At 63.6% G+C, this 13,020-nt stretch carries 11 protein-coding genes and 1 pseudogene; 2 read left to right on the top strand and 10 right to left on the bottom strand.

The features are described 5' to 3' along the window. The first annotated feature begins 85 nt into the window (after positions 1 to 85). Positions 86 to 1,513 (top strand): gamma-aminobutyraldehyde dehydrogenase, encoded by a 1,428-nt coding sequence (locus tag NKL06_RS13500; protein WP_023692629.1) that lies wholly within the window; start codon positions 86 to 88, stop codon positions 1,511 to 1,513. A 228-nt stretch (positions 1,514 to 1,741) separates the two neighbouring features. Further along, on the top strand, positions 1,742 to 2,365 hold the full coding sequence (locus NKL06_RS13495; protein ID WP_245262668.1) for a hypothetical protein: 624 nt from the start codon (positions 1,742 to 1,744) through the stop codon (positions 2,363 to 2,365). Positions 2,366 to 2,392: 27 nt separating this feature from the next. Here NKL06_RS13495 and NKL06_RS13490 read toward each other — a convergent pair whose 3' ends face one another. The 10 genes and pseudogenes from NKL06_RS13490 to NKL06_RS13445 form a co-directional block, all read right to left on the bottom strand. Beyond that, entirely contained in the window at positions 2,393 to 2,707 is a 315-nt protein-coding gene (locus NKL06_RS13490; protein WP_023738143.1) for a hypothetical protein, read from the bottom strand. 55 nt (positions 2,708 to 2,762) lie between these two features. Further along, a complete protein-coding gene (locus tag NKL06_RS13485; protein ID WP_023688799.1) occupies positions 2,763 to 3,125 on the bottom strand; it encodes a nuclear transport factor 2 family protein in 363 nt (120 codons plus the stop codon). Positions 3,126 to 3,201: 76 nt separating this feature from the next. Continuing rightward, entirely contained in the window at positions 3,202 to 3,681 is a 480-nt protein-coding gene (locus NKL06_RS13480; RefSeq protein WP_023688798.1) for a carboxymuconolactone decarboxylase family protein, read from the bottom strand. A gap of 110 nt (positions 3,682 to 3,791) precedes the next feature. Further along, positions 3,792 to 5,345, bottom strand: a complete 1,554-nt coding sequence (locus tag NKL06_RS13475; RefSeq protein ID WP_023692628.1) for an alpha/beta fold hydrolase — start codon at positions 5,343 to 5,345, stop codon at positions 3,792 to 3,794. Between the two features lie 134 nt (positions 5,346 to 5,479). Further along, the gene (locus NKL06_RS13470; RefSeq protein WP_023688796.1) at positions 5,480 to 5,794 is read right to left on the bottom strand and encodes a formate dehydrogenase subunit delta; all 315 of its coding nucleotides are present in this window, start codon (positions 5,792 to 5,794) and stop codon (positions 5,480 to 5,482) included. Then, positions 5,784 to 6,614: a formate dehydrogenase accessory sulfurtransferase FdhD gene (gene fdhD, locus NKL06_RS13465; protein ID WP_023692627.1), complete on the bottom strand. Its 831-nt coding sequence runs from the start codon at positions 6,612 to 6,614 to the stop codon at positions 5,784 to 5,786. Before fdhD ends, NKL06_RS13470 begins: the two co-directional genes overlap by 11 nt. A gap of 349 nt (positions 6,615 to 6,963) precedes the next feature. Then, a pseudogene (gene fdhF / locus NKL06_RS13460) lies at positions 6,964 to 9,875 on the bottom strand (formate dehydrogenase subunit alpha). A 10-nt stretch (positions 9,876 to 9,885) separates the two neighbouring features. Then, positions 9,886 to 11,442, bottom strand: a complete 1,557-nt coding sequence (locus NKL06_RS13455) for a formate dehydrogenase beta subunit (protein ID WP_023692625.1) — start codon at positions 11,440 to 11,442, stop codon at positions 9,886 to 9,888. Further along, positions 11,439 to 11,918 carry a formate dehydrogenase subunit gamma gene (locus tag NKL06_RS13450; RefSeq protein WP_023688791.1) on the bottom strand — a complete coding sequence of 160 codons (480 nt, stop codon included), beginning with the start codon at positions 11,916 to 11,918 and terminating at the stop codon, positions 11,439 to 11,441. The genes NKL06_RS13455 and NKL06_RS13450 overlap by 4 nt, the downstream gene beginning before the upstream one ends. Before the next feature lie 194 nt (positions 11,919 to 12,112). Continuing rightward, entirely contained in the window at positions 12,113 to 13,012 is a 900-nt protein-coding gene (locus NKL06_RS13445; RefSeq protein ID WP_023688790.1) for a LysR family transcriptional regulator, read from the bottom strand. Between the last annotated feature and the right edge of the window lie 8 nt (positions 13,013 to 13,020).

Raw genomic sequence — 13,020 nt, 5'->3', positions numbered from 1 at the left:
GCGAATAGCGAATAGGGGAGATTGCACGACCAGCCCTATTCGCTACTCGCTATTCGCTACTCGCTCCTGACCGAGGAGAACCTGCATGGACACCCAGATGCTGATCGGCTCGAGCTTCGAGAACGGCACCGAGACCGAGGAGCCGATTCTGAATCCAAAGACCGGGGCGACCATTCTCAACCTGCCTGAAGCCAGCCAGGCGCAGATCGAGGCGGCTGTTACTGCCGCCGAGCGAGCGTTCGTCTTGTGGTCACGCACAACGCCGGCGCAGCGCTCCGGCTATCTCCTCAAGATCGCCGACCGCATCGAGGCCAACGCGCGGGAGTTCGCGGCGCTCGAGGCGCTGAATTGCGGCAAGCCGATCAACGCCGTGCTCAATGACGAAATCCCGGCGATCGTCGACTGCTATCGCTTCTTTGCCGGCGCGGTACGTTCGATGCCGGGCGTGGTCGCCGGCGAATATCTGCCCGGCCACACCTCGATGGTGCGGCGCGACCCGATCGGCATCGTCGCTTCCATCGCGCCGTGGAACTATCCACTGATGATGATGGCCTGGAAGCTGGCGCCGGCCATTGCCGGCGGCAACACCGTCGTCTTCAAGCCGTCGGAGCAGACGCCGCTGACGGCGCTGAAGCTGGCCAGGATCCTGGCCGAGGTGCTGCCCGAGGGCGTCGTCAATGTCGTGCTCGGCCGCGGCGACAGCGTCGGCAACACGCTGATCAATCACGCCAAGGTCAACATGATTTCGATCACCGGCGACGTCGCCACGGGCAAGAAGGTGCTGCAGGCCGCCGCCAAGTCGGTCAAGCGCACGCATCTGGAGCTCGGCGGCAAGGCGCCGGTCATCGTTTTCGACGATGCCGACCTCGGCGCCGTGGTCAACGGCCTGCGCGCTTTCGGCTACTACAATGCCGGGCAGGATTGTACAGCCGCTTGCCGCATCTATGCCGGCAAGAAGATCTACGACAAGCTCGTCGCCGATCTCTCTTCTGCCGTCTCGACCATCAAATACAACCAGCCCGACGACACCGAAAATGAGATCGGGCCGCTGATCTCGCGCCGCCAGCGCGATCGCGTCTCGAGCTTCGTCGAGCGCGCTTCGGAACTGAAGCACATCGAGATCACCACCGGCGGCAAGCCGGGCGAAGGCTCCGGCTTCTATTACCAGCCGACGGTGGTTGCCGGCGCGCTGCAGGAAGACGAGATCGTGCGCCGCGAAGTGTTCGGTCCGGTCGTCTCCATCACCCGCTTCTCCGAAGTCGATGAAGCCGTGAACTGGGCCAATGACAGCGACTACGGCCTGGCATCCTCGGTGTGGACCAAGAACGTCTCGCGCGCCATGGCGACGGCCGCCCGTCTGCAATATGGCTGCACCTGGATCAACACCCATTTCATGCTGACCAACGAGATGCCGCATGGCGGGCTGAAGCAGTCTGGCTACGGCAAGGACATGTCTCTCTATGCGCTGGAGGATTATACCGCCGTTCGTCATGTGATGGTGGCGCATGGGTAGAGGCCGCCACTATCTCTAAAATATTCGCCAACCCGTTTTCTGTACATTAAGCGAGAGTTACTTTTGCGGTACGGCGGGAGTTCACGATTTACTGAATATTCAACCTGAACGAGCAGCCTCTTGCCGGGAAACCGCGCGGCGAGGGGTTTGCGCATGAACACGACCAAGATCAAGCTGGTACTCATTGGCGGCTTCTGTCTGCTGATCGCTGTGTTCGGCGGCAAGGACATGATCAAGAAGAGCGGCTGGCCCGAGGCGCCTGCTGAAATCCTCGCGGTCAATGTCGAATGCGACATGGAATCGACCGCCCACAAGATTGTCTACAAGACCGTCAGCACCGCCACGATCCCGTGCGAACTGGTGGATGCGTTCAAGACGGTTCATGCTGACAAAGAGTGGAAGGTGACCCAGAAATTCACCGGCACCTTGCGCGTCGGCACCGGCGCCGACGCCGTCGAGGCCACGATGGAGCTGAACAAGAACGGTGCCCGCGAACCGCAGGTCGGCGACAAGCTCACCGTCGTCCAGAACCCCGCCAACCCCACCCAGATCGAACGCACCGGCATGACCGGCACGCGTTTGACGATCGTCATTGGCGCTGGACTGCTCGGCGCGTTGCTTCTCTATCTTGCTTTCAAACCCCGCCGGCGGATGTCGACCTCCGCCGTGGCGGGCAACCCTGCCGGAGATGCCGGCGCGGACCAGCGCGCGCGCCAGGCCGACGCCTTGATAGCGGCGGCCCTGGCCAAGCAGGCCACATTGCCCAATCAGCCGGCACGTGTCGCGGCTGCCGGATCGGCCAGGGAAGGGCGGTTTTCCGGGCAGCGGACGAGTTTCGGCCGCCGCAACTGATGGCCGAAAACTGCTGCACCTGCACGGCTACTCCACGATGCGGTAGATGTTCCAAAGGCTGGTGCCTGAAACGACGTAGGGCTCCATCTCCTTGCCCCATTTGGCGTGCGCGTCGATCTTGCCGATCCTGGCGAAGAATCCCTCCAGCTGGGCAAGGCTTTCGACCTGATGATGCGATTCGACCGTCGCTTCCCGAGCTCCGACCGAACCGGTCATGATCTGGAACTCGAGATCGGCAATGCCGACCTGAGAGCCGATCTCGCGTTCCCATTTCTTCAACAGGTCGAGCACGGTCTGCTTGTGCCCGAACTTGGCGTCGATCTGCCATCTGGCGCTGAACATTTTTGTCTCCTCCAGTTTTGCGGCCCAAACCGCGGTTGATCTTTCCGCGGTGGAACTACTCGTCCCAGGCCTGCACGACGGTCTGTCGTGCGATCCGCCCATTCTTCAGCTCCAGCATCGCCGCGCAGAACACTTTCGTTCCGTCCGGATAGGCGCAGGCCTGGGTGAAGGCGAGATTGTCGCCATCGGCGATGGTGGTGTCGACCTTGTGGGTCATCGCCCGGCTGCAGATGTCGTCCCAGAAGGTGCTGATCGCCGCCCGGCCGCGGATCTCGCGCGGCTTGCTCGGCGGATTGTTGCGGTCGATCACCCGCACCAGTGCGTCGTCGGCATAGAAGCTAGCGAGCATCCTGCCGTCCCGTCCTTCGATCGCTTTCTTGATCGCCGCGCCGTCCACGCTCTGCGTCTTGGTCAGCATCTTCTCCTCCATGGCCCGTTGATCGGGCGGTTGAATGATCACAAGCAATGCCCGGCGCACCGCCCGGCAGTTTCTTTCACTGCGACTTGGCTTTGACGGCTGCGAACACGCCGTCGGTCTGTTGTTTGAAGGTCGCGAAATCGACCTGGCTGCCGTTGAGCATCGTCGACCAGTGGCGCACGATGGCCGCCATCGCGATCGCCTCCTTGATCTCCTCATCGGTCGCGCCATTGAGCTTGGCGGCCTCGGTGTGGAAATAAATGCAGTACTGGCAGGGGATCTGCGAGGCGACGGCCAGCCCCAGCAGTTCCTTGGTCTTGCCGTCGAGCGCGGTCTTGGGGTTGAGCTGCACACCCTTGATCTCGGCCCAGGCGCCGGCAACCGCGACATCGGGCAGCGTCTTGAACATGTCCGGCACTGAGCCGAGCGTCGCCTCGATGTCCTTGTAGGCGGCGGCCGCCGAGGCATCCTCGGCTCTGGCGGGAGCGATCGTGAACAGCGCGCCAACGCCTGCCGCTATCACCAGCGATTTGATCGACCTGTTTGACTTCAGCATTGCATCCTCCATCCGCAGTGCCTTTCCCGGCGACATCCGCCTGGCCTGCATGGAGAGAATTGGTACGCCTCGACCCCACCTGGCCGCTTCGCCCGAAAGCGCCATGGTCCCTATGGCCCGTCCGGGCCAGTCTGCCTGGCGGAAAATGCCGCTGCCGCCGCCCGTGACGGCAAATCGAGCTTCAGCAATATGTTGGCGACATGACGCTTGACCGTATGCTCGCTGAGCCTCAGCTCGGCGGCGATCGCGGCATTGCTCTTGCCGTCGGCGATCAGGATCACCACCTCGCTTTCGCGCGCCGTCAGTTGAGCCGGCTCGGCGGGTTTCGCCTTGGGGCGGCAGGCCGGCTCCAGGTGCTGTTCCGACGTTGCCTGGACCAGCGCCAGCGGCTCGTCCAGCTCATCCACCGTGACACGCCCGGCATCGATGAAATGCAGGCCGGACCCCGCCGCCAGATCGGCGGCCAGCCGCGACGCCAGAATATCGCCGCGCCCGGCATGGGCGGCGATCTGCATCGTCACCCGTGCCATCAGCCCCACCGGCGGCCCGCGCATTTCGACCTCACCGACATGGGCGCCCTGGGCGCTTGCAATGCCCATATGTTGCGCCGCATCGCGCAGTGCCGCCGCGCAGCGTATGGCCCGCGCCGGCCCGTCGAAGCGCGAGATCATCAATTCGCCATGGATGCCGGCGACGCGTCCGCCATGACGGCCGACCAGCTGCCGCCAGCTCTCCTGGAAGCGCTCGCTACGTTCGCTCCACATGCGGTCGCCAACCCGCGCCGTGTCGTAAATGCGTGTCGCCAGAAGAGCGGCAAGCACGCGCTCCGCTTCGGCCACGGCACGCTCGCCGGTCAGGAATTCCTCGATCAGGTCCGCCACCCGGTCGACATCGCCGGTCCAGATCGGGTGGTCGCGCCCGGGGACCTCGACCAATCGCGCATTGGCGATCTCTTTCGCCAGGAAGCGGCTGGCGTCCGGGTCGACCCGCGCGTCGTTGCGGCGATGAATGAGCAGTGTCGGTGCGCCGATCGCCGAAAGCACGCCGCGCACATCGATTCCGGCATTCATCCGGGCAAGGGCTGCCGCTGCCGTCGGACTGGCCGACAGCCGCTCGAAGCGGGCCCACCACTGGGTGAAATGCGCATCATCTACCCGGCCGGGAGCGAAGTTGGGCAGTGTGGCGCCCGTGCCCCATTCCGTGCCGGCCGTCGCGATGAAGGCCTCGAGGCGCTCCGGCGACATCACCCATTTGTGGAAATGCGCATAACCGCCATAGAGCGCCAGCGCTCGTGTCCGTTCCGGATAGGTGGCGGCAAACAACATTGCCATCGGCGCGCCTTCCGAAGCGCCGAGCAAGGCCGCGCGGCCGCTGCCGGTGGCATCCATCACCGCGCGCACATCGTCCATGCGGGTTTCGAGGCTGGGCAGGTGGCGTGGGTCGACGCGGTCGGACAGGCCGGTGCCGCGCTTGTCGAACAGGATCAGCCGCGAGAACGCCGAGAGCCGTTTCAAGAGCCTGGCGTAGCCCTCGTCTTCCCAATGCAGGTCGAGATTGGAGATGAAGCCGGGCACGAAAACCAGGTCGAACGATCCCTGGCCGACCACCTGATAGGCGATCCGCACGTCGCCGCTGAGGGCATATCGCGTCTCGATCGGCCTCACGTTGCTATCCCGCCCGGCCAGACGATTTCTGATCGCCGACCATAGCAGACGCCTGGCGGATGCGGCAGCCAAACTTTAGAAGACAGGAATATAGCCCGCGGCGAACCGTGTTCGCCCGCCATTTCTGGGGGAGGCTATTTCTGGGGAGCGGCGCTCTCTGCACCCGTGGGTTGGACGTAGCCGATGCTCACATCGGCCTGCTCCTCGGTCTTCGGCCGCTTGATCCTGGCCGAGGCCACGACGACGAGTTCGTCAAAACCTTCGCCGCCGCTGTCCAGCATCTCGAAGAACTGCCGGCGCATCCTGGGCTCCCAGAACTTGTTGATGTGCTCGGCCACGCCCGCCACACCTTCCTCGCGGGGCCTTGAATGGAAGAAGGCGGCGATCTGGTTGGCCATGCGCACCAGCTTTTCCCCGGTGCTCGTGATGTGTTCTTCGTCATGCGACATGCTGGGCAACTCCCAAGACCACCCGTTCCGGGTGGGTGAAAACATCGAAATCGTCGCCGCGCACCAGCGCCACCAGCGTCATGCCGGCCTCTTCGGCGGTGCGGATGGCAAGGGCTGTCGGCGCCGACACGGCGATGATGAAGGCGGAGCCGATCGCCGCCGTTTTCTGCACCATCTCCACCGAGACGCGTGATGTCACCACCACCGCGCCCGATGCACCGTCAATGCCGGCCTTGGCCAGCGCGCCGGCCAGTTTGTCCAGCGCATTGTGCCGGCCGACATCCTCGCGCGCCATGACGATGCCTTTGCCGGGAATGTAGAAGCCCGCTGCATGCACGGCGCCGGTTTCTGAATGCAGAGGCTGCACCTTGGACAAAAGCTTTACCGAACGGGTGATATCGTCGGCTTCAAGCGTAAGCTTGGACGCACCAACCTTGTCGACCGAGCGCATCGCTTCCTCAATCGATTCGATGCCGCACAGCCCGCAGCCAACCGGCCCGGCCAAGCGCCGGCGCCGCGTCTCGAAGCGCGTATTGGCCTGGTCCTTCAGCCGGATCTGGATATCGATGCCGGCGCCATGGTCCTCGACCTCGATCGCATCGATTTCGTCAGGCAAGGCTATGATGCCTTCGGTCAGAGAGAAGCCGAGCGCGAAATCCTCGAAATCGGCCGGGCTCGCCATCATCACCGCATGGGTGGTGCCGGCAAAGGAGAACGCCACCGGCGTCTCCTCCGGCACCATGCGGTTGGCCGATGTCGTGCCGCTGGCGCGGTGGGCAAGGCGAGAGATTTGGGTGGTGGCTTGGCGTTTTCGGGTCACGAGGCGCGCCCCTCTGCCCTGTCCGTCCTTAGCAGTAGCTGTGGAGGCTCGCGCCTTTCCTCTCCCCCGTCGACCGGGGGAGAGGTGTCAAGCGAAGCTTGACGGAGTGGGGGTCGACTGCTCGCCAGATAGGCCGGTTTGCCTGCTCTTTGGGTTGTGCGCGACTTTCGACGGCTGCGTGTTGCGGGGCCGGCTTCCCCCACTCCGTCGCCGCTTCGCGGCGCCACCTCTCCCCCCTCCGGAGGGAGAAGAAAGGCGCCATTCGGCATAAGCTCGCGTCCTTCCTGACGGAGTAGGGGTCGACCAACCGTCAAGATTGAAGCTCTTATTGTCGAACGCCGTGGCAAGACTACTCCGCCGCTTCCAGCTTTGCGATGCGGCGGCTCTGCTCGGCCTGCTCGTTATAGTCGCGCTGCCAGTCCGAAGGTCCGTTCGACGCGCCGACCTGCACTGCGGTCACCTTGTACTCCGGACAATTGGTCGCCCAGTCGGAGAAGTCGGTGGTGATGACGTTGGCCTGCGTGTCCGGATGGTGGAAGGTGGTGTAGACCACGCCCGGCGACACCCGGTCGGTGATCAGCGCACGCAGCGTCGTCTCGCCCGAACGGCTGGTCAGCCGCACCCAGTCGCCATCGCGCAGGCCGCGGTTCTCGGCGTCGTGCGGATGGATCTCCAACCGATCTTCCGAGTGCCACATGACGTTTTCGGTGCGCCTTGTCTGTGCACCGACATTGTACTGGCTGAGAATGCGGCCGGTGGTCAGCAGCAACGGGAAACGCGGCCCGGTCCGCTCGTCGGTCGCGACATATTCAGTGCGGATGAACTTGCCCTTGCCACGCACGAAGCCATCCATATGCATGATCGGTGTGCCGAGCGGCGCCTTCTCGTTGCAGGGCCATTGCACGGATCCGACACGGTCGAGCAGCTCGAAGGACACGCCGGCGAAGCTCGGCGTCGTTTTTGCAACCTCGTCCATGATCTCGGAGGGATGCTGATAGTTCCAGTCCAGCCCGATCGCACGGGCAAGCTCCTGTGTCGCTTCCCAGTCGGCGTAGCGCGCCTTCGGCTCCAGAACCTTGCGCACCATGTTGATGCGGCGCTCGGCATTGGTGAAAGTGCCGTCCTTCTCCAGGAAGGTCGAGCCCGGCAGGAAGACATGCGCGTAGTTGGCGGTCTCGTTGAGGAACAGGTCGTGCACGACCACGCATTCCATCGCCGCCAGGCCGGCCGCGACATGCTTGGTATCAGGGTCCGACTGCAGAATGTCCTCGCCCTGGATGTAGATGCCCTTGAACGAGCCGTCGACGGCGGCATCCAGCATGTTGGGGATGCGCAGGCCGGGTTCGTCGTCGAGCTTCACCCCCCAAAGGCTCTCATAGATGTCACGCACCGCCTCGCCCGAGATGTGGCGGTAGCCTGGCAGTTCGTGCGGGAATGAGCCCATGTCGCAGGAACCCTGCACGTTGTTCTGGCCGCGCAGCGGGTTCACGCCGACGCCGGGACGGCCGATATTGCCGGTCGCCATGGCAAGGTTGGCGATAGCCATAACCGTGGTCGAACCCTGGCTGTGTTCGGTGACGCCAAGGCCATAATAAATCGCGCCATTGCCGCCCTTGGCATAGAGGCGCGCAGCACCCCGGATCAGTTCGGGGTCGACGCCGGACAGCTTGCCGACGATTTCGGGGCTGTTTCCGGCAAGGCGACGAAAGAAGCCCAATCCTGGAACTCCGCCCAGTCGCAGCGATCGCGGATGAAGGCTTCCTCGAAAAGCCCTTCGGTAACGATGACATGCGCCAGCGCCGTCAGCACCGCCACGTTGGTGCCGGGCTTCAGCGGCAGGTGATAGTCGGCCTCGATATGCGCTGACTTGACCATTTCGGTGCGGCGCGGATCGAGCACGATCAGCTTGGCGCCCTGGCGCAGCCGCTTTTTCAGCCGCGAGGCGAACACCGGGTGCGCGGAAGCCGGATTGGCGCCGATGATGACGGCGACATCGGTGAAGTCGACGGAATCGAAATCCTGCGTGCCGGCCGAGGTGCCATAGGTCTGGCCGAGGCCGTAGCCGGTCGGCGAGTGGCAGACGCGGGCGCAGGTGTCGACATTGTTGTTGCGGAAGCCTTGGCGCACAAGCTTCTGCACCAGATAGGTCTCTTCATTTGTGCATCGCGAGGACGTGATGCCGCCGATCGAGGTGCGGCCGTATTGATACTGGATACGGCGGAATTCCTTGGCCGTATGGGCGATGGCCTCTTCCCAACTCACTTCGCGCCAGGGATCGCTGACCTTTTCCCGGATCATAGGCGACAGGATGCGGTCCTTGTGGGTGGCATAGCCATAGGCGAAACGGCCCTTCACGCAGGAGTGGCCGTGGTTGGCCTTGCCGTCCTTGTAGGGCATCATGCGAATGACTTCGTCGTCCTTCACTTCTGCCTTGAACGAGCAGCCGACGCCGCAATAGGCGCAGGTGGTGACGGCGGAGCGCTCGGGCATGCCTTTCTCAAGCACGGTCTTTTCACGCAGCGCATCGGTCGGACAGGCCTGCACGCAGGCGCCGCAGGATACGCATTCGGAGGCGATGAAATCCTCGTGCATGCCGGCGACCATGCGCGATTCGAAACCGCGGCCCTCAATCGTCAGCGCGAAGGTGCCCTGCACCTCCTCGCAGGCCCGCACGCAGCGCGAGCAGACGATACATTGCGCCGGATCATAGGTGAAATATGGGTTGGACTCGTCGCGGGCGATGTAGTCGACTGCCAGCGAGCCATGGCCGGGCGCGACGCCGTTTTCCTGCTTGACGTGGTTGCGGCCCTCGATGCCGAAGCGGTTCTCGGTCAGGCCGACCGATTTCGCCACAACGTCGAACTCGCTGGCGCCGGTGCCGGCCTTCTCGTCCCAGCCGGTCGGGTGGTCGGAGACGTAAAGCTCCATGACACCGCGGCGGATGGCGTCGAGCCGCTCGGATTGCGTGCGCACCACCATGCCTTCGCCGACGGGCGTCGTGCAGGATGCCGGCGTGCCGCCGCGCCCGTCGATCTCGACCAGGCAGACGCGGCAGGAGCCGAACGAGTCCAGCATGTCGGTAGCGCAGAGTTTTGGGATCTCGACCCCGCCTTCCATCGCCGCGCGCATGATCGACGTACCCTCCGGCACGCTGATGCTGCGGCCGTCGACGATCAGCGTAACCTGCTTTTGCGCCTTCGATTCCGGGGTTCCGTAATCGAGTTCTTCGATGAGTGTCGGGAAGTCGGCCTTGATATTCATCTGCCAGCTCCTATTCAGCAGCCACGCGCGCCGGCGCGGGCTTGAAATCTTCGGGGAAATGGGTGATCGAGCTCATCACCGGGTAGGGCGTGAAGCCGCCCAGCGCGCAGAGCGATCCGAACTTCATCGTGTTGCAGAGATCGGTGACCAGAGCCAGGTTCGTCTCCGGCTCGATGCCGGCGGCAATCCGGTCGATGGTCTCCACCCCGCGTATCGAGCCGATGCGGCAGGGCGTGCACTTGCCGCAGCTTTCGATGGCGCAGAACTCCATGGCAAAGCGCGCCTGCTTCAGCATGTCGGCCGTGTCGTCGAACACGGTGATGCCGGCATGGCCGATCAGCCCGTCGCGCTTCGCGAACTCTTCGTAGTCGAACGGCGTGTCGAACAGGCCGCGCGGGAAATAGGCGCCGAGCGGGCCGCCGACCTGCACCGCCTTCACCGGGCGACCTGTGGCCGTACCGCCGCCGATATCGTCGACGATCTCGCCCAGCGTCATGCCGAACGCCGCCTCGAACAGGCCGCCGAATTTGACGTTGCCGGCGATCTGTATCGGGATCGTGCCGCGCGAGCGGCCCATGCCGAAATCCTTGTAGAAGGCAGCACCCTTGTCCATGATGATGGGCACGGAGGCTAGGCTGATGACGTTGTTGATCACCGTCGGCTTGCCGAACAGACCCTGGATTGCCGGCAGCGGTGGCTTGGCTCGCACCACGCCGCGCTTGCCTTCAAGGCTGTTCAGCAGCGAAGTTTCCTCGCCGCAGACATAGGCGCCGGCGCCGACGCGGATTTCCATGTCGAAGGCGTTGGGCGAACCGAGCACGCTGACGCCGAGCACGCCTGCCTTGCGGGCGACCTCGACAGCCTTGTTCATGACAGCCACCGCATGCGGATATTCCGAGCGGATATAGACGAACCCCTTGGTCGCGCCGGTGGCGATGCCGGCAATCGTCATGCCTTCGATGAGCACGAAGGGGTCGCCCTCCATAATCATGCGGTCGGCAAAGGTGGCGCTGTCGCCCTCGTCGGCATTGCAGACGATGTATTTGCGGTCAGATGTCGTATCGAGCACCGTCTTCCACTTGATGCCGGTCGGGAAGCCGGCGCCGCCGCGGCCGCGCAAGCCCGATTCCGTGACCTGTTTGACGATGTCGAGCGGCGCCATGGCCACCGCGTTCTGCAGGCCCTTGAGCCCGCCCAGTGACTTGTAGGCATCGAGCGATAGCGGGTCGTTGATGCCGCAACGCGCAAAGGTCAGGCGCGTCTGCTTGGCCAGGAACGGGATTTTGTCGGGCGCGCCCAGCCAGCGCTTGTGATGCCCGCCGGTGAGAAAGCCGCTGTCGAACAGGCTCTTGACGTCCGATGGCTTGACCGGCCCGTAAGCGACGCGGCCCTTTTCGGTCGCGACCTCGACCATCGGTTCGAGGAAATAGGCGCCGCGCGAGCCGTTGCGGACGATCTTGGCCTCGACGCCCCGTTCAGCCAGTTCCGCACGAACAGCCTTGGCGACCTTTTCGGCGCCGAGCGCCAGCGCGCCGGAGTCACCTGGAATGTAGATGCGCGGGATCATGAGCGTACCTCCCCGACGATCTCTTCGATCTTCTCGTCATCGAGCCGCCCGATCACCTCACCATCCAGCATCGCCGACGGTGAACAGGCGCACAGCCCGAGGCAATAGACAGGCTCAAGTGTAACCGATCCGTCGCGGGTGGTCTCATGGAAATCGATGCCCAACAACTGCTTGACCTTTGCGGCGATCGCATCCGAACCCATCGACTGGCAGGCTTCCGCCTGGCAGAGCTTGAGCACATGCCGGCCAGCCGGCCGGGCACGGAAATCATGATAGAAGGTCACGACGCCATGCACTTCGGCCCTCGACAGGTTCAGCCCATCGGCGATGACGGGCACGGCGTCCTGCGGCACGTGGCCAAATTCTTCCTGGATCTCGTGCAGGATCGGCAGCAGGGGGCCTTCGAGGCCCTTCAACTCCTGGATGATCGCCGCCGTGCGCGACTGTATCTCGGTACTTGCAGGCTGCATCGTCACGCAGCGCCCTCCCTATCGTAGCGATCGATGCATATAATCGTCCAAAAGCATGAAGCAGTTTTGGAACAACGACATGCCTACGCCGCTTAATCGCTAAGTGCTTAAGAAATCAGAGAAAACCTCTGAAATCAATAAAGCGGTTTCGTTGCACGATAGAAAATTTCTATCGCGCCGGTTGACCAGTTATGACTAGCTCAGCGATTGGCGCGGAAATCGTCTGCCAGCGCCATCGCCTCGTCCAGCAGCGCCTGCACCAGCGGCGTGTGCGGTTCGCGCGGCGCGGCGACCAGCCCGACAGTGTGGCTGGCATCCGGTTCGACGATCGGAATGGCCCGGATCGGTTCGGAAAAACCGAATGTTTCCGCCAGGTTGAGCGGCATGATCGACGACCATTTGCCTGTCCGTATGTGGGAGAACAGCACGATCATCGAGTTGGATTCCAGTGTCGGCCGCACCTGCACGCCGGCCTCGGCCAGATGCTGGTCGATGATGCGGCGGTTCTGCATGTCCGGCGTCAACAGGCAGAGCGGCAGCTGGCTGATTTCGGCCCATGTCACTTTGTCGCGATCCGAATAGGGATTTCCGACCGCCGTGATCAGCTGGTAGCGCTCGTCATAGAGCGGCACGCTCGTCACCCGTCCGAGAGGCTCGTTGTCGAGATAGGTGATGCCGGCATCGACGTCGAAATTGCCGAGCAGCGACAACACCTCGATCGAGGTGCGCGACAGGATAGAGAAGGTGACGCCCGGGTGCTTCTCGCGAAATGGCGTCGTCAGCCGCGCCACCATGGCGAGGGCGGTTGGGATGGCGGCAATACGGATACGCCCGGACAGGCCATGTCGCGCCGCCCGCATCTCTTCGCGCATGGTCCTGGAATCGCCGACGATGCGACGCGCCCACACCAGCACCTGCTTGCCTTCCGGCGTCAGCCCCTGAAAGCGCGAACCACGATTGACCAGCATGACGCCGAGCTGGCCCTCCAGCTGCTTGATCCCGGCCGACAAGGTCGGCTGCGTGACGCCGCACGCTTCCGCCGCCCGGCCGAAATGCTCCTCCTTGGCCAGCGCGATGAAGAATTCGAGCTTGTCGATCATACCATCCG

The sequence above is a fragment of the Mesorhizobium sp. C268A genome (genome assembly GCF_040324475.1).
Taxonomy (GTDB): Bacteria; Pseudomonadota; Alphaproteobacteria; order Rhizobiales; family Rhizobiaceae; genus Mesorhizobium.
This window is presented reverse-complemented; position numbering and strand designations above follow the sequence as displayed.